The organism is Bradyrhizobium sp. GW821-FHT12B03, from assembly GCF_058807535.1.
This window is the reverse complement of sequence record NZ_JBXAQU010000006.1, coordinates 27008-42642: the sequence shown is the minus strand read 5'-3', so window position 1 is coordinate 42642 and position 15635 is coordinate 27008. Positions and strand designations below refer to the sequence as shown.

The 15635-nt window shown below is 65.2% G+C and carries 15 protein-coding genes; 6 read left to right on the top strand and 9 right to left on the bottom strand.

What is annotated here, in order from left to right; all coding sequences use genetic code 11:
- Nucleotides 1-2 precede the first annotated feature (2 nt).
- Nucleotides 3-815 carry an ABC transporter permease gene (locus tag AC1RUR_RS13585; RefSeq protein ID WP_492844706.1) on the top strand — a complete coding sequence of 271 codons (813 nt, stop codon included), beginning with the start codon at nt 3-5 and terminating at the stop codon, nt 813-815.
- Nucleotides 816-864: 49 nt separating this feature from the next.
- Here AC1RUR_RS13585 and AC1RUR_RS13580 read toward each other — a convergent pair whose 3' ends face one another.
- The 4 genes from AC1RUR_RS13580 to AC1RUR_RS13565 all read right to left on the bottom strand — a co-directional run bounded on the left by AC1RUR_RS13580 (nt 865) and on the right by AC1RUR_RS13565 (nt 6241).
- Nucleotides 865-1731: a carbohydrate ABC transporter permease gene (locus tag AC1RUR_RS13580; RefSeq protein WP_492844705.1), complete on the bottom strand. Its 867-nt coding sequence runs from the start codon at nt 1729-1731 to the stop codon at nt 865-867.
- Nucleotides 1728-2600 carry a carbohydrate ABC transporter permease gene (locus AC1RUR_RS13575; protein WP_492844704.1) on the bottom strand — a complete coding sequence of 291 codons (873 nt, stop codon included), beginning with the start codon at nt 2598-2600 and terminating at the stop codon, nt 1728-1730. Before AC1RUR_RS13575 ends, AC1RUR_RS13580 begins: the two co-directional genes overlap by 4 nt.
- A gap of 95 nt (nt 2601-2695) precedes the next feature.
- Complete coding sequence (locus tag AC1RUR_RS13570) at nt 2696-4081, bottom strand: ABC transporter substrate-binding protein (protein WP_492844703.1); 1386 nt, start codon at nt 4079-4081, stop codon at nt 2696-2698.
- Nucleotides 4082-4300: 219 nt separating this feature from the next.
- Nucleotides 4301-6241 carry an AsmA family protein gene (locus AC1RUR_RS13565; protein ID WP_492845278.1) on the bottom strand — a complete coding sequence of 647 codons (1941 nt, stop codon included), beginning with the start codon at nt 6239-6241 and terminating at the stop codon, nt 4301-4303.
- Nucleotides 6242-6545: 304 nt separating this feature from the next.
- Here AC1RUR_RS13565 and AC1RUR_RS13560 point away from each other — a divergent pair, with 304 nt between their 5' ends.
- Both AC1RUR_RS13560 and AC1RUR_RS13555 read left to right on the top strand, forming a co-directional pair.
- Nucleotides 6546-7253, top strand: a complete 708-nt coding sequence (locus AC1RUR_RS13560; protein ID WP_492844702.1) for a CoA transferase subunit A — start codon at nt 6546-6548, stop codon at nt 7251-7253.
- Between the two features lie 18 nt (nt 7254-7271).
- On the top strand, nt 7272-7922 hold the full coding sequence (locus AC1RUR_RS13555) for a CoA transferase subunit B (RefSeq protein WP_128927797.1): 651 nt from the start codon (nt 7272-7274) through the stop codon (nt 7920-7922).
- Between the two features lie 283 nt (nt 7923-8205).
- On the opposite strand, the gene AC1RUR_RS13550 is transcribed toward AC1RUR_RS13555, so the two are convergent.
- The 4 genes from AC1RUR_RS13550 to AC1RUR_RS13535 form a co-directional block, all read right to left on the bottom strand.
- Nucleotides 8206-9084, bottom strand: coding sequence for an SUMF1/EgtB/PvdO family nonheme iron enzyme (locus AC1RUR_RS13550; RefSeq protein ID WP_492844701.1), 879 nt, complete (start codon nt 9082-9084; stop codon nt 8206-8208).
- 52 nt (nt 9085-9136) lie between these two features.
- Entirely contained in the window at nt 9137-10231 is a 1095-nt protein-coding gene (gene nirK / locus AC1RUR_RS13545) for a copper-containing nitrite reductase (protein ID WP_492844700.1), read from the bottom strand.
- 125 nt (nt 10232-10356) lie between these two features.
- Complete coding sequence (locus AC1RUR_RS13540; protein ID WP_492844699.1) at nt 10357-11229, bottom strand: copper chaperone PCu(A)C domain-containing protein; 873 nt, start codon at nt 11227-11229, stop codon at nt 10357-10359.
- Nucleotides 11230-11254: 25 nt separating this feature from the next.
- Complete coding sequence (locus AC1RUR_RS13535) at nt 11255-11455, bottom strand: hypothetical protein (RefSeq protein ID WP_492844698.1); 201 nt, start codon at nt 11453-11455, stop codon at nt 11255-11257.
- A gap of 204 nt (nt 11456-11659) precedes the next feature.
- Between AC1RUR_RS13535 and hemN the strand changes: the two genes are divergently transcribed.
- Together hemN and AC1RUR_RS13525 are read left to right on the top strand one after the other, a co-directional pair.
- A complete protein-coding gene (hemN, locus tag AC1RUR_RS13530; RefSeq protein ID WP_492844697.1) occupies nt 11660-13012 on the top strand; it encodes an oxygen-independent coproporphyrinogen III oxidase in 1353 nt (450 codons plus the stop codon).
- Nucleotides 13013-13261: 249 nt separating this feature from the next.
- The gene (locus tag AC1RUR_RS13525; protein ID WP_492844696.1) at nt 13262-13459 is read left to right on the top strand and encodes a DUF1858 domain-containing protein; all 198 of its coding nucleotides are present in this window, start codon (nt 13262-13264) and stop codon (nt 13457-13459) included.
- Nucleotides 13460-13579: 120 nt separating this feature from the next.
- On the opposite strand, the gene AC1RUR_RS13520 is transcribed toward AC1RUR_RS13525, so the two are convergent.
- Nucleotides 13580-14290 (bottom strand): Crp/Fnr family transcriptional regulator, encoded by a 711-nt coding sequence (locus tag AC1RUR_RS13520; RefSeq protein WP_492844695.1) that lies wholly within the window; start codon nt 14288-14290, stop codon nt 13580-13582.
- A 131-nt stretch (nt 14291-14421) separates the two neighbouring features.
- Here AC1RUR_RS13520 and AC1RUR_RS13515 point away from each other — a divergent pair, with 131 nt between their 5' ends.
- The gene (locus tag AC1RUR_RS13515) at nt 14422-15633 is read left to right on the top strand and encodes an NnrS family protein (protein WP_492844694.1); all 1212 of its coding nucleotides are present in this window, start codon (nt 14422-14424) and stop codon (nt 15631-15633) included.
- Nucleotides 15634-15635: the final 2 nt, after the last annotated feature.

Here is a 15635-nt window from a genome sequence, read left to right as displayed (position 1 = left end):
CGATGCGCAAGCTCTCCCGCCTGTCCCGCTTCAACATCGCCTCGCTCGCGCTTGGGCTGGCCTTCCTCTACCTGCCGATCCTGATCCTCGTCATCTATTCCTTCAACGCCTCGCGGCTGGTGACGGTGTGGGGCGGCTGGTCGCTGCGCTGGTATCACGAGTTCTTCAATGATCGCGCGATGATCGAGGCAGCCTGGATGAGCTTGCGGGTGGCGGTCTCCTCCGCGACCATTGCGACGCTGCTCGGCACGCTCGCCGCCGTGGCGCTGTCGCGCGGTGCGCGGTTCCGCGGCCGCACGCTGTTCTCCGGCATGCTCTATGCGCCGCTGGTGATGCCGGAGGTGATCACCGGATTGTCGTTGCTGCTGCTGTTCGTGGCGCTGAACGCCGAGCGCGGCTTCTGGACGGTGACGATCGCCCATACCACGCTGACGATGTGCTTCGTCGCGGTGGTCGTGCAGTCCCGTCTCGGCTCGCTCGACCGTTCGCTGGAAGAGGCAGCGATGGACCTCGGCTGCAACCCGTTGCGCGCGTTCGTGGCCGTCACGCTGCCGCTGATCGCGCCCGCGATCGTCGCCGGCTGGATGCTCGCCTTCACCCTGTCGCTCGATGATCTCGTGATCGCGAGCTTCACCACCGGTCCCGGCTCGGCGACCTTGCCGATCCGGATCTATTCGGAGGTGCGGCTCGGCGTGAAGCCCGAGATCAACGCGATCTGCACGCTGGTGATCGGCCTGATCGCGATCGTCATCGTGATTGCCTCGCTCGCCTCGAAGCTGTCGAGCTCGCAGGGCGAGAGCGCGGCGCCGTTATGACAGGCGTCGTTCCGGGTTCGCGCCGCGCGCGGCCCGGAATGACCATTGCCTAGGACTTCACCGCACCCGCGGTGAGCCCGCCCACCATGTAGCGGCGGAAGGCGTAGTAGATCGCCGCCGGCGGCAGCGCGTAGATGAAGCCGGTGGTCATCAGCAGCTCCCACGGCGAATCGTCGGCGGCGAGGAAGTTGCCGAGCGCGACGGGCAGCGTGAGCTCGCGGTCGTTGGAAAGCAGCAGGAACGCGTAGAGATATTCGTTCCAGGCGAGCAGCACCGCGTAGGTGCCGATCGCGACCAGCGAGGGCATCATCAGCGGCAGATAGACCAGCCGGAAGATCTGGAGCGTGGTCGCGCCGTCCATCACGGCGGCTTCGTCCAGCTCGACCGGCAGCTTGTCGGAAGCCTGCTTCAGCACCCAGATCGCGTAAGGGCTGGCGATCGTGACCATGGCCAGGATCAGCGCCCAGTGATTGTTGAGCAGGCCGTAATTGCCCATGGTCCGGTACATCGGCACGGCGAGGAACGCCGCCGGAATGAAATAGGTGAAGAGCGCCAGATTCATCACGATGCGCCCGCCGGGCACGCGCAGCCGCGAGATCGAGAACGCTGCCGCGGTGGCGATGAACAGCGTCAACGCGCCGACGGCCGCCGCGATCACCAGCGAATTCCAGAACTGCACGTAGAAGTCGCGCAGGAAGTAGTGCTGCTGCTTGAACACGATCTCGAAGTTGTGCAGCGTCGGATGGTCCGGCCACAGCTTGCCCGAGAACGCGTCCTCCTTCGGAGAGATCGCGAACAGGAACATGTGATAGATCGGGACCATCGTCCAGATGAAGACGGGAATGCCGATCAGCAGCAACCGCGCTTCGGCTGCGACGTCGCGCCAGGAAAATTCGCTCAACCCGGGGAGCTTCATCGCGACAACCGTTTCATCATGAAGTACACGAGCGGCAGGACGAACGGCATTGCGCAGACGATCGATGCCATCGCCAGCGAGAGCTGGTCGAGCCGGAGATAGCGGATGCCGAGCGTCGCCAGCACGTGCGTGAGGTCGGCCGGGCCGCCGCCGGTGAGGAGGTAGACGCTGTTGAAATCGCCGAGCGTCCAGATCATCGAGAGCAGCGTGCAGGTGATGTAGAGCGTCTGCATCGACGGCCAGGTGATGAAGCGGAATTTCTGCCACCAGCTCGCGCCGTCCACCTCGGCGGCCTCGAACAGATCGTGCGGGATCGCGAGGCGTCCGGTGATCAGGATCAGCGTCCAGAACGGCAGCGACTTCCAGATGTGCACGGCGATCGCCATGGTCAGCGCCACGGTCGGGTCGTTCAGCCAGTTCGGGCCGTCATCGCCGGTGAAGGAGAAGATGAGGTGGTTGATCACGCCCCATTCGGGATTGAGCATGAAACGCACCGACAGGATGGTCGGGATCGACGGCACCGCCCAGGGCAGGATGAAGATCACCGAGAGCCATTTGATCCAGGTGCGCTGCTGGGCGAAGAAGCCGGACAGGAACAACGCGATCAGCATCTTGATGTTGATGCCGATGACCAGGAAGATCAGCGTGTTGACCGCGGCGCGCGCGAAGATCGGATCGTTGTAGAGCGCGACATAGTTCGCCGGTGCCCGCGCCAGCCACAGCCCGTAGCAGACGGGATAGACGACGAAGGCGAGGAAGACCAGCAGATAGGGCGCGAGCAGCGCGATGCCCCAGACCTGCGCCGGGGTCAGCCGCGACGACAAGGGCGGCGCGGGGATTGCCTGATCGCCAGAGAGCGTGATCGCCATTCTTTTCGGACTCTTCAAAGAGATGCCGGCCGCTAAACGCGGCCGGTGTTGTTCTTATACCTCTCCCTGCAAAGCAGGGAGAGGGGAGGAATGATTTAACCCGCGACCTGCTTGATGCGGGCGATCAGTTCGTCGACGGCCTTGTCGACCGGGACCTTCTCGCTGACGACCCGGTTCATCGCCTTGGCCCAGACGTTCTCGTTGTTCAGGATCGTGAACTTCCAGTTCTTGGTGAAGTCGAACGCAGCGGTGCCGCCGGTGAACTGGGCGTAGACCGCCTTGCGGTGCTTGTCGGCCTGCCAGAACGGGCTCGCCTGGCTTTCCTTGGTCACCGGGAACCAGCGGCCCAGCGCGCCCTCGATATAGGGGCGGACGTTCTCTTCCTGGAGCAGGAAGCTGATGAACTGCTTGGCCTCGGCCTTGTTCTTGGCCGCGGTGAACACCAGCCCGGTCTTGACGTCGGAGCGGTAGCGGATCGTCGACCCATCAGGCGCCTTCGGGAAGGACGCCGTGACGATGTCCTGCTCATAGGCCTTCTTGCCGGCCTCGCGCTGCTCGGGCGTCAACGCCTGGTTCTGCGAGTCCTCGTACCACTTCGCCGCGATCGAGATCGTGAAGTTGTGGGTCATCACGATGGTCTTGTTGTGGAAGGCGACGTTGTTGTCCGGATCCTTCCAGGTCGTGGACGAGGGCGGGGTGCAGCCCTTGATATAGGTGTCGGTGTAGTCCTTCATCGCCTTGATCAGGTTCTCGCGAACCTTGGGATCGTCGACCAGCAGCTTGCCGTCGTCGTCGACCAGCTTGACGTGATAGGCGTCCATGAAGGTGTAGAACGACTGGAAGGCGTCGGTGGATTCCACGCCCATCGGCTGGCCGACGGCGTAGATGCGCTGGCCGGTGGCCTTGCGGATCGCCGGCTGCACCTTGTCGCACCAGAACGTCCAGTAACCTTCCCAATCGGTCGGGATGTCGGCGAGCTTGAAGCCGGCCTTCTCCAGCATGTCGTTCCAGATCTGGACGTGCATGCTCTGCTGCTTCAGCGGGAAGCCGTAATAGGCCTTCTTCTTGGTGACGTCGTTGTAGAGGATCGACGCATCCAGCGTGTTCTGCACGAACCGACCCTTGATCGGCTCCATGACGTCGGTGAGATCCTCGAGCTTGCCCTCATAGGCCCACTTGCCCTGCGCCTGCACGTCATAGCTGTCGGAATAGGCGACGTCGGGCACGGTGCCGGCATCGAGGGCTGCGACCGTCTTCGGAATCATGTCCTGGATCGCGTACTGCGACAATTCGACCTTGATGCCGGTCTTGGCTTCGAACTTCTTGATCGTCTCGATCAGCGCGTCGTCTTCGGAGCGGTAGAAGCCCTTGCCCCACCAGACCGTAATCGTCTTCTGTTGCGCAAATGCGGGTGCAGCGGCTGCGAACAGCCCCGCCGCAGCGACCGCCAGTGTGACTGCGCCAATAACCTTGGATTTCACGTTTTTCTCCCTCAAGCCGCCGGTGTTTGAACCGGTCGGAAAAAACACTAGCGCATGGTGGTAGCGCAATCAACGCATCTTGTCGGACCTGGGTCGTGGGGTGTCGGGCCGAAGGTGATGCTTAATGCGCGCATCGATCCAATCGCCGCATCAATTCGCCCTGATCAATTCGCGTCGACCGGCCGGTGTCGGTCGACCAGTCCTTAATTGGACTTGGCGCTAATTCGACTTGGCGTTTTCCTTGACGTTTTCCTTGGCGTTCTCCGCCGTCGGCGAGTCTGCCGGTGCGGGACGCTTTCCGGTGCCGGTGATGCGCTCGATCGCGGAGCGCACGGCATCTCCGGCCTTGCGGTCCTTCAGCATGTCGAGCAGGGGCGCGGAGGCGGGCGAGCGGCGGATCAGGCTTTCCGGATCGGGGAAGATCAGCGGATCGTCCCAGGGGCCCTGCACCACGAAGGGCAATTCGAAGCCCGAGGCGCTGTTGAGGCTGGCCACGCCCTTCATGTCGTATTCGCGCGTCGGCACCGAGGCGGTGCCTGTCATCGTGATCTTCGCCGCCGGTCCTTCGACGCGGATGTCCTCGGCGGTGGCGACCCCGTCGGAGAATTTCACGGCGATGGTGAGGTGGTCGTAAGGGGTCGAGCCGTTGCGGAAATTGCCGCCGCCCGACAGTGGCCGCCGCTCCAGCCGCTTCAGGAGCTGCTCGGCGTTGAAGCCCGAGATCGCGCCGTCGTGCCCGGTGATGGTGGCGCTGCCGTCGAGCGACTGCACGAGGCCGAACGGGCTCGAGCCGGAGGCGAACAGCGAGACGTTGATGTTGCCGCGGCCGGACAGCTTGTTGAGGCCGAACAATTCGGAGGCGCAGGCCTGGAGGTCGACGTCGGTGAACTGGAATTGCGCCTTGATGTCGGCGACGGTGTCGGAGCGCGCGATGCCGAACGAGCCCTTGGCGATGCCGCCATAGACCTGGGCCTCGCCGACCGAAAGCGCCAGCGTGCCGTTGCGCAAATTGGCGCCGATCGCGGTGCGGCCGAGCTTGGTCGGGCCGACCGTCAGCTTGGCCGCCGACAGGCGCATGTCGAGGTCGGTGGTCGACAATCCGTTGAGATCGAACAGCTGCCTGTTCCAGTCGCGCGCGCCGCTCGCGAGCAGACGGAAGGTCGAGATATAAGGCGTGAAGTCGAGCGCGTCGGCGGCGAGCGTCGCCTGCAGCGTCTGCCGGCCGTTATTGGCGTAGGTCATCACGCCCTCGGCGGTGTTGCCGTCGAGCTCGACATTGACGTTGGTGAGCGCAATCGAGGGGCCGACGACATTGGCGCGCGCCTTCAGCGCGAAGCGGCCGAAGCCGCCGCTGGCAGGCTGCGGCTGGCCGGTCCAGCGCAGCGCATTGCGCAAGGACGGGCTGTCGATCGTGAGCGTGCCTTCCATCATCGGGCTGGTGCGGTTGGCGACGCTGCCGTCGAAGGCGAGCTTGAGCGGCGCGCTGGCGATCCGCGCCTTCAGGCCGGAACGGTCGCCGGAGAGGGCGGCGACGAAATCGGCGAAGCTGATCGAGCCGTCGACGCGTTCGCCGCGCCAGTCGAACTGGCCGGTCGCGGCGAAGGAGCGCGAGATCGAGGGCCAGGCCAGCGACAGATCGATGTCGTCGAACTGCTCGGTGGCGTGCGTGGCGGCGTCCTCGTAATTGAGCACGCCGTCCTGGATCCGGATCTCGGAGAACGATACTTGGTTCTCGGCGCCGGGCTTCATGGTGCGCGCGATGGTCTGGATGAAGGGCGTCCAGTTGCTCTCGCCGTCCGGCTTCAGGCTGACCTGGATGCGCGGCCGCAGCAGCGTCAGGTCGGCGATCTCGAAGCGTTGCAGCAGCAGCGGCAGCAGCCGCAGATTGGCGGTGAGCACGTCGACATGGAGTGCGGGATCGCTGGTGCCGCCGCCCTTCAGACCGACGTCATGGAAGGAGATGTAGCTCGCCGGCAGCACCGAAATGTCGATGTTGCCTGCGACATTGAGCTCGAGCCCGGTGACGTCGCGGATCTGCGCTTCCACGGCCTTGCGCAGCGCGTCGCGGTTGATGAGCCAGGAGGTCGCGATCAGGGCGATCAGCGCGACACCGAGCAGCGCCGCGATCGGCGTCCCGAGGCGCTTCATTCCTTGGGCCATGGTCAATGGCATGTCCTGATCGGGTTGGTCGTTGGAGCCGGAAGGGCGGGCCGGGAAACCCGCGCGCCCCTCGTCCAAGCCTTGTTACGTTACAAGTCGTGTTATGTTAAGTGCCGCAACTTGATGGGTTTTCTTGTCGCTTTCAAGGCCGCGGGCGGTCCTGCCCACGGCGTGGGCAGCTTCTACCACCACCCCGTGGAGCGGAGAACCCCGTATCATTGACGGCTTCGGACGATTTCGCCTAATAATCGCCGCCAATAAGGCGCGACGCCCGCAAGCCGAAGGTTCAGTCGAGGTTTTTTGCATGAACAAGGTCTATCCCGACGCCAAGTCGGCGCTCGACGGCATTCTGAAGGACGACATGATGATCATGTCGGGCGGCTTCGGCCTCTGCGGCATCGCCGAAGAGCTGTCGGACGCGATCCGCGAGTCCGGCGTCAAGGGGTTGACGGTCGTCTCCAACAATGCCGGCGTCGACGGCATCGGGCTCAGCCGCCTCCTGGAAACCCGTCAGATCAAGAAGATGATCTCGTCCTATGTCGGCGAGAACAAGCTGTTCGCCCAGCAATTCCTCGCCGGCGAGCTGGAACTCGAATTCAATCCGCAGGGCACGCTGGCCGAGCGCATCCGCGCCGGCGGCGCCGGCATCCCGGCCTTCTACACCAAGACCGGCGTCGGCACGCTGATCGCCGAAGGCAAGGAAGTGAAGGAATTCGACGGCGAGAAGTACCTGATGGAGCGCGGCCTGTTCGCCGACCTCGCCATCGTCCACGCCTGGAAGGGCGACACCGCCGGCAACCTCATCTACCGCAAGACCGCACGCAATTTTAACCCGATGATGGCGACCGCCGCCAAGATCACGGTGGCCGAGGTCGAGCATCTGGTTCCCGCCGGTGAGCTCAATCCCGACCATATCCACACGCCCGGCATTTTCGTGAAGCGCATCGTCGAGGTCGGATCGGCCAAGAAGCGCATCGAATTCCGCAACACCCGCCCGCGCAGCGCCGCCTAAGCGCAACAGGAGACTCACATGGCCTGGACCCGTGAACAGATGGCTGCGCGCGCCGCGAAGGAACTGCGTGACGGCTATTACGTCAACCTCGGCATCGGCATCCCGACGCTGGTCTCGAACTACATCCCCGACGGCGTCGACGTCAGCCTGCAGAGCGAGAACGGCATGCTCGGCATGGGCCCGTTCCCCTATGAGGGCGAGGAAGACGCCGATCTGATCAATGCCGGCAAGCAGACCGTGAGCGAGCTGCCCTCGACCTCCTATTTCTCGAGCGCGGATTCCTTCGGCATGATCCGCGGCGGCCACATGGACCTGTCGATCCTCGGCGCCATGCAGGTGGCCCAGAACGGCGATCTCGCCAACTGGATGATCCCCGGCAAGATGGTCAAGGGCATGGGCGGCGCGATGGATCTCGTCGCCGGCGTCAAGCGCGTCGTCGTGGTGATGGAGCATTCCGCCAAGGACGGCTCGAAGCTGCTGAAGAAGTGCAATCTCCCGCTGACCGGCGAGCGCGTGGTCGACATGGTCGTCACCGATCTTGCCGTCTTCACCATCGACAAGCACGGCGACGGCGGCATGGCGCTGATCGAGCTCGCCGACGGCGTCTCGCTCGACGAGGTCAAGGCCAAGACCGAAGCCGAATTCCGCGTCGCGCTGAAGAATACCTGAGATAGCGAAAACGAATGAGCGTGAATGGCCGGGGTTTGCCCCGGCCATTTTCGTTTGAGTGTGCGGGATGGGCCAAGATGATGGCGCTCGGAGAACGGGGGCGCCGCCACAGTCCCCGCTGTCGTCCTGGCGAAGGCCAGGACCCATACCGCGAGGTCTATCGATCGCGGTCGGTGATCGTCCCGAACGGCCGGTCTTCGCCAAACTTTGTTCGGTGGGTATGGGTCCTGGCTTTCGCCAGGACGACGTTGGGGAGACAGGAGCGCGCCGCCATGACGGTCGGCTACGACCTCGCCGCCCACACCTTGCCCCACCGCGCCGACACGCTCGCAATCCACGACGGCTCCTCGCGCACCAGGCGGAAGCCGAGATTGGCGGGCGGCATGCCTTGCGCGCAGCCGCCGGCGCGGGCATCGCGGATGAAATCGGTGACATAGGCGCGGTGCGCGCCTTCGGCGACACGGACGCCGCAGTTCACAGTCGGTTTGCCGGCGTTGCCGGCCTCGTCGGTCCGCGAGCGCACGAAGCAGGTCGAGGTCCACTCCCAGACGTTGCCGGCGAGATCTTCGATGCCGTGCTCGTTCGCGCCGAACCTGCCGAACGGATAGGCCGTCGAGTCGGAGAGGTCGCGTTCGGATTCGCGCTCATAGCGGCTGATCCAGCGCTTCGAAGGATCGTCAGCGTCCACCGGCGCGCCATCGTCCTTGAATCGCGAGCCCGCCGCAAACGCCCATTCCGCGTCGCTCGGCAGGCGCCACGTCTTGCCGGTCTTGTGCGAGAGCCAGGTCGCATAGGCCTGCGCATCGTGCCAGCTCACCTGCACTGCAGGGCGATCGGCGGCGATCGCCACGTCGCGATCGAGCGCGCGGCAGGCGCCATCCTGCACGCAAAGCTGATAGTCGGACGACGAAACCTGATGCCGCATGACGTGCAGCGACCGGTCGAACCGCATCGTGCGCAGCGGCGCTTCGGCCTGCCGCCCGCCACGCGTGAAATCGCCGGCCTCGCGATAGGACAGGTCGCCCGGCGCCAGTCTGACGATCGCAGGCTCCGCCGGAGTGCCATGCGTCGTCATGTCCGAGACCAGCGGCGCCACGGCCATCGGTGCCGCGAGGCCGGCGGCGCAGGCGAGCAGCAATTTGAGCTTGAATGCGACCAGCATGGTCGTCTCCCGAAGGAAGAAGGGGCCGGTGATCGCCGGCCCCTTCTCGCGTCTAGTTGGTGGTGGCCGGGATGTCCGCTGGCGCCTTCACCTGGGTCATCAGATCGTCGTTCCACTTGCCTTCGACCTTGAAGTGCGCGGTGGCGCCGAGGTCGGCGGCCTCGATCAGATTATGCGTGACATAGGCGTAGATGCCCGGTTGCAGGAACTTGTACAGTGCCGCTCCGGCCGAGCCGCCGCGGATGAACCAGGTCTCGAGCCCGACCTCGGGTGCATTGCCGAACTTGCCGGTCTCCCAGACATAGTCGCCATGGCCGCCGATCAGATGCGGGCGGCTGTCGCGATTGGCTTGCGAGTGCACGATCAGCACGTTCTCGCCGACATTGGCGGTCAGCGCGTTCTTGCCGGTGAGTGCACCGACCTTGCCGTTGAACACGACATGGGTCGGCGTGAGCTTCTTCATCACCTCTTCGGTGTCGGTGAAGGCTTCGCCCGGCGAGTCGTAGGACTTGAAGTTACCCTTCTCGTCGCGCGGCACGTACATGTCCTGCTCGCCGATGTAGTAGACCTTGTCGTATTTCAGCGCGTGGCCCTTGCCGTCGTTCAGTCCCTCGCGCGGCAGCACCATCACGGCGCCGTTCATGCCGGAGACGACGTGCCAGGGGATCATCGGACCGCCCGGCGCGCAGTGATAAACGAACACGCCGGTCTTGGTCGCCTTCCAGCGCAGCACGACCTGCTCGCCGGGATTGATCAGAGTGAGCGCACCGCCGCCGAGCGCGCCGGTCGCGGAGTGGAAGTCGATGTTGTGCGGCATGGTGTTGGTCGCGGGATTGACCAGCGTCGTTTCGACGTAGTCGCCCTCATGCACGACCATCAGCGGGCCCGGCATCGAGCCGTTGAAGGTCATCGCCTGGAAGGTGGTGCCCTTCTCGTCGATGACGACCTTCTTCTCCTCTATCGTGAGCTTGAATTCCACGATCTTGGGGCCCTGCTTGGTCGCCTGCTCGTGCGCATGCACGAACGGCGGAGCGACCAGCTCGACCTTTTGACGCGGCAGTTTGAGATCTTCGGCAGCCAGGGCGGGGGTCGCCAGCATCAGGGCGGTCGCGGCGGCGCTGATCAATGCGGCTCTGCGGGTGAACATCGGAAGCATCCTTCATCTGAAATGGTTTTGATGACGGGATGCAGTGTGCGCCGATCTCGGCAACGGTGTTTGCTCTGCGACAAGCTTTTGCCGGATTCGCCTCCGCAACAGTACTTGGGTGCTCTTCAACGGAGCAGGATCGGTGACACCACGTTAACTGCGTCCGAGGGCGTGATGCGGATGTCGAGGCCGAGCGACCAGCGGCCGGACAGCGGTGCGGACATCCTGACGCGCCACTGATCGTTGCCGACGCGTTCGGCATTTGCGGTTACCGGCGCCACACCGTGCTCGGGGTTGCCGAGCGTGACCGCAACGGCATCGGCGCTAAGCGGCAATTCGTTCGCATCTTCGAGCTGGATTGCGATCTCGACCGGACCGGCGCGCCCGGGCGAGACCGTGACGTTCGCCATGGCCTTTTCGGCATGGAGATGCGTGAAGAAGCTCTCGTCCGCTTCGGACGTCACCGCGGCCGGGGCGGCCGCCGGCTCCGGGCGGTGTGCGGGCTGTGCAATCACCATATGCTCTGCCTTCTCCGGCGCCTGCGCGCCGATGGCCTGCACGTCGAGCGTCACTTTCACCTCGCCGGCATGCTCGAACGACAGCGTCACCGGTACCTGGTCGCCGACATGGAGCGGCGCATCGAGGCCGATGAACATCAGGTGTCCGCCGCCCGGCGCGAGCGTGAGGGATTGTCCCGGCGCGATGACGAGCCCGTCGACGAGCGGGCGCATGGTCATGACGCCGTCGTTGACGGTCATCTCGTGGATCTCGGTGCGAAGCGCATGGGCGGCCGATGCGGTCTTCAACCGCTCCGGCGCAGGGCCCCTGTTCTCGATCGTCAGATAGCCGCCGGCGACCTTGGCGCCGCCGGGCGTCGCCCGGCTCCAGGCCCTGGTGATGACGAGATCGCCGCTGGCCGTGTCGGCGGCGAAGGCGGGCGGGCAGACAAGGCATGTCAGAGCGACCGCGCCGGCAAATGCGCGCCTGGATGAGATCATGGTCGAAGCCTTCGCGGGGACGCGGCTAGAGGAGACGAATGGCAACCCAGACCGCGGCCCAGATCGCCAGCGACAACACGGCGAGGACAGCGATTGCGGCGACCAGGACATGCGCGACGCCGACCGGGCCCGGTGCCGCCGGGGCGGGCCGGAAGTCGTCAAAGCGCGGGATATGGCCGCGGACATCGAGCAGGGAGAGAATCAGTTCGAGTGCGAAAAGCCTCATGGCAGACGCTCCGGATGGCCGTGCGAATTGCACGGGATCATGGCTCGGAACGGGCCGCCGCGCTTTGCGCGAGCGCAAATGTTTGCGGCGCCCCCGGTCCGAATTTGCGCGAGCGCAAGGTCGCCCCCGCAAATCCGGGTTAGCTGAATGCATTCCGTGATTTGCCGTGATGTCTGCGGCTGAAATTTACGAATGGGTAAGATTATGAGAGCTGATCTTGCAGCGAGCTACGGCGAAGAGAGATTGCCGCGCTACACGAGCTATCCGACCGCACCGCACTTCTCGCCCGTCATCGGCGCCGACGCCTACGCCCGGTGGCTGTCCGAGCTTCCCGCCGAGGCCAGCGCGTCGCTCTATCTGCACGTGCCGTTCTGCCGCGAGATGTGCTGGTATTGCGGCTGCCATACCCAGATCGTCCGGCGCGACGAGTTGATCGCGGCCTACCAGCGGACGCTGCGCAGCGAGATCGCTCAGGTCGCCGAGACGATCGGACGCCGCATCAGGGTCGAGCACATCCATTTCGGCGGAGGCACGCCGACCATCATGGCGCCGGAGGCCTTTGCCGAGTTGATGGCGGCGATGCGCCAGGCGTTCTTCGTGCTGCCTTCGGCCGAGATCGCGGTCGAGATCGATCCCCGCACGCTGACGTCAGACATGGTCGAGGCCATGCGGCTTTCCGGCGTCAATCGCGCCAGCCTGGGGGTGCAGAGTTTCGACCCCGTCGTGCAGCGTGCGATCAACCGCGTGCAGAGCTTCGAGCAGACGGCCGATGTCGTCGACATGCTCCGGTCCGCGGGCATCAGGGGGATCAATTTCGACCTGATCTACGGGCTGCCGCATCAGACCGTGGCTTCGTGCCTGGATACGGTGCGGCGCAGCCTCTCGCTGGCGCCCGATCGCTTCTCGGTGTTCGGCTACGCTCATGTGCCTGATTTCAAGAAGCACCAGCGCATGATCAGCCAGGGCGCTCTGCCCGACGGCCTGGCGCGTCACGACCAGGCCTGCGCGATCGCGAATGCGCTGAAGGAGGCCGGTTACGTGCAGATCGGGCTCGATCATTTCGCGCGCCCCGACGATTCCATGGCCGTGGCCTTCAAGGAGCGGACGCTGCGGCGTAATTTCCAGGGCTATACCACCGACAAGGGCGAAGTCCTGCTCGGTTTCGGCGCGAGCGCCATCGGACATCTGCCGCAGGGCTACGTCCAGAACGAGGTGCAGATCGGCGCCTATGCGCAGAGCGTCAGTGCCGGCCGCCTCGCCACCGCGAAGGGCTATGGGCTCACCGACGACGACCGGCTGCGGGCCGACATCATCGAGCGCATCATGTGCGAGTTCAGCGCCGATCTCGGCGACATCTGCGCGCGCCATGGCGCGGAGGCCGAAGCGATGCTCCAATCGGCATCGCGTCTGAAGCCGCTGATCTCGGACGGCGTCGTGAGGCTGGAGGGCGACCGGCTCGCGGTCGCGAACGATTCGCGCTTCCTGGTCCGCAGCGTCGCCGCCGCGTTCGACGCGCATCTGGACCCGGGCAAGCAGCTGCACAGCCGGGCGGTGTAGTTCACCCCGTGGCGCATCCTTCGAGACGCCCGCCTTCGGCGGGCCCTCAGGATGAGGACGGAGTGCGTAGCCGCAATTGCGACGGGCACAGTAGCCGGTCAGCCTCATCCTGAGGAGACCGCGGAGCGGTCGTCTCGAAGGACGAGGCGCTTGCTCAGGCCTCGCCGCCAGAGAAGCAATCGCCAGCTTGCGCTCCAACAAAGAAACCGCTGCCCGTTCCGCTATCGTCGTTTCGGAACGGAGTTGTCCATGCCCTTTCGATCCGACGATCTGGTCGATGACATCATGCGTACGGCGCCGCATACGATCCGCGTGTTTCTCGCCTTCAGGCTGGCCTGTGTCGGCTGTCCGATCGCAACCTTTCACACGGTGGATGACGCCTGTCGCGAGCACGGCATCGACCGCGAAAAATTCCTCGCCGCGCTGTGCGACTGCGTGCCGGCGTGAGAAGGTCTGGAATTCGCGCGGGCCGCGTGCGGATTCCCGGGTGAGGGAGCGCTTTCGCCGTAAGCGAAAGCGGCTCTCACCCCAAGCTTCGGGAGCAGAGTAAACCTGCCGGCGCTGCCCTCACGCCGCGCCGCTGTCGGGGCTGCGCTCCGCCAGCACGACGATCCCATGCGGATCGCGCAGGATGATGCGCTGGCGGCCGCTCTCGACGAGGCCCCGGCTCTCCCAGCCGCTCAGGATGCGGCTGACGGTGTGCAGCGTGGTGCCGGTCATCTGCGCGATGTCCTGGCGGCTGATCGGGAAGTCGATCTCGATGCCGTGGTCGAGCTTCTTGCCGGATTGCTTGGCGAGGCGCAGCAGCACATGCGCGATGCGTTGCTCGACCTGCTGGGTCGACATTTCCAGGATGCGGGTGTGGCTCTCCTGGAGCCGCGTGCCGACGGTCTGGAGCGTGTTGGCGGCGAGCGAGGGAAACCGCTCGACCAGCCGCGGCCAGGCCGAGGTCGGCCAGATCAGCACCACGCTGTCGTCGACAGCCATCGCAGTCGCGGGGTAGCGCGCGGCTCCGATCGCCATCGCGAGCCCGAACGTCTCGCCGGGCGCGACATAGCGCACCACGATCTGCTCGCCGGCCGGCGTGGTCTTGGCGGCGCGGACATGGCCGTGCAGCAGCAGGAAGAAGGATTGCGCATCCGCGCCCTGCTCGAAGATGGCGCTGTTCTTGGGATAGCGCGCCGAACGGGCCTCGCGCAGGATTTCGTCCAGGGCTTCCGGCGTGATCCCGGCAAACAGCGGCAAATGCGCCACCAGCGATGTGTCGACCTTGGCCATTCTGCCTCCTTGGCATCAGGGAGTGTGATGGCACCTGCAATCGTCCTGATGTTTGCGATAGCGCAAAACCGGCCGGACGGGGCGGCAGTATTTTTCCAGGCAACAGTCTGAATTGACAGGAGTTGCCCCTCATGGCTGGCGCCCGATCCCGCAATTTTGTGGGCTGGCCGCTGTTCGCGAACAGCTTTCGGCCCTTTTTCCTGCTCGCCGCCGTCCAGGCAGGGCTCTCGATCCTGGCCTGGCTGCCGATGTTCCATGGCGAATTGTCGGTGACGTCGGCCTTCGCGCCGCGCGACTGGCATGTCCACGAGATGCTCTATGGATTCCTGCCGGCCGTGATCACCGGGTTCCTGTTCACGGCGATCCCGAACTGGACCGGGCGGCTGCCGATCCAGGGGACGTCGCTGGGTGCGCTGCTGGGGGTGTGGCTCGCCGGCCGCGCCGCGGTGACGTTGTCCGCCGACCTCGGCTGGGCGTTCGCGCTCGTCGCCGATGCCGCATTTCTGGCGCTGGTCGTCGCCGCTGCGACGCGCGAGATCGTCGCGGGCGGCAATTGGCGCAATCTGCCCGTGGTGGCCCTCGTGCTCGTGCTGTTCGCCGGCAATGTCGGCTTTCACCTTGAAGCGCATTACATGGGCGCGGCCGATGTCGGCATCCGCGTCGGCATCGGCGCGGTCGTGCTGCTGATCGCGCTGATCGGCGGCCGCATCATTCCGAGCTTCACCCGCAACTGGCTGGTCAAGTTCAATCCCGGCCGCCTGCCGGTGCCGTTCGGGCGCTTCGACGGCATGGTGGTCGGATTGAGTGCGCTCGCGCTGATTGCGTGGATCGTGGCACCGCTGAACGTGCTCACTGGCGCCGCGATGGCGCTCGTCGGCGTGCTGCATCTGGTGCGGCTTGCGCGCTGGGCCGGCGACCGCACCTTGCGCGAACGGCTGCTGCTGATCCTGCATGTCGGCTATGTCTTCGTGCCATCAGGCTTCCTCCTGCATGCCCTGGCCGTGTTCGGCGCGTTGCCGCCGAGCGCGGGGATTCATGCCTGGATGGCGGGCGCGGCCGGGACCATGACGCTCGCGGTGATGACGCGCGCGAGCCTCGGTCACACCGGGCAGGCGCTGACGGCCTCGCCGGCGACGCAAGCCATCTACGTCGCGATCGTCACCGCGGCGCTGGCACGTGTCGCCGCCGTGGCTTGGCCTGCATATGGCGATGCGCTGCTGCACATTGCCGCTTGCGGCTGGGTCGTCGCCTTCCTCGGTTTTGCGATTGCGTTCGGCCCGCTGCTCGCAGGCAGCAATCGGCGCGCGCTGGCCGTCATGGGCGTGCCGGTGCCGGCACGCTGAGC

Excerpts from the sequence above, each read along its gene's own strand:
- AC1RUR_RS13520 (WP_492844695.1), bottom strand. The coding sequence starts at position 14,290 with ATGGCCAAGGTCGACACATCGCTGGTGGCGCATTTGCCGCTGTTTGCC.
- AC1RUR_RS13555 (WP_128927797.1), top strand. The coding sequence starts at position 7,272 with ATGGCCTGGACCCGTGAACAGATGGCTGCGCGCGCCGCGAAGGAACTG.
- AC1RUR_RS13565 (WP_492845278.1), bottom strand. The coding sequence starts at position 6,241 with ATGGCCCAAGGAATGAAGCGCCTCGGGACGCCGATCGCGGCGCTGCTC.
- AC1RUR_RS13515 (WP_492844694.1), top strand. The coding sequence starts at position 14,422 with ATGGCTGGCGCCCGATCCCGCAATTTTGTGGGCTGGCCGCTGTTCGCG.
- AC1RUR_RS13560 (WP_492844702.1), top strand. The coding sequence starts at position 6,546 with ATGAACAAGGTCTATCCCGACGCCAAGTCGGCGCTCGACGGCATTCTG.
- AC1RUR_RS13575 (WP_492844704.1), bottom strand. The coding sequence starts at position 2,600 with ATGGCGATCACGCTCTCTGGCGATCAGGCAATCCCCGCGCCGCCCTTG.
- AC1RUR_RS13580 (WP_492844705.1), bottom strand. The coding sequence starts at position 1,731 with ATGAAGCTCCCCGGGTTGAGCGAATTTTCCTGGCGCGACGTCGCAGCC.
- AC1RUR_RS13525 (WP_492844696.1), top strand. The coding sequence starts at position 13,262 with ATGCCCTTTCGATCCGACGATCTGGTCGATGACATCATGCGTACGGCG.
- hemN (WP_492844697.1), top strand. The coding sequence starts at position 11,660 with ATGAGAGCTGATCTTGCAGCGAGCTACGGCGAAGAGAGATTGCCGCGC.
- nirK (WP_492844700.1), bottom strand. The coding sequence starts at position 10,231 with ATGTTCACCCGCAGAGCCGCATTGATCAGCGCCGCCGCGACCGCCCTG.
- AC1RUR_RS13535 (WP_492844698.1), bottom strand. The coding sequence starts at position 11,455 with ATGAGGCTTTTCGCACTCGAACTGATTCTCTCCCTGCTCGATGTCCGC.
- AC1RUR_RS13550 (WP_492844701.1), bottom strand. The coding sequence starts at position 9,084 with ATGCTGGTCGCATTCAAGCTCAAATTGCTGCTCGCCTGCGCCGCCGGC.
- AC1RUR_RS13540 (WP_492844699.1), bottom strand. The coding sequence starts at position 11,229 with ATGATCTCATCCAGGCGCGCATTTGCCGGCGCGGTCGCTCTGACATGC.
- AC1RUR_RS13585 (WP_492844706.1), top strand. The coding sequence starts at position 3 with ATGCGCAAGCTCTCCCGCCTGTCCCGCTTCAACATCGCCTCGCTCGCG.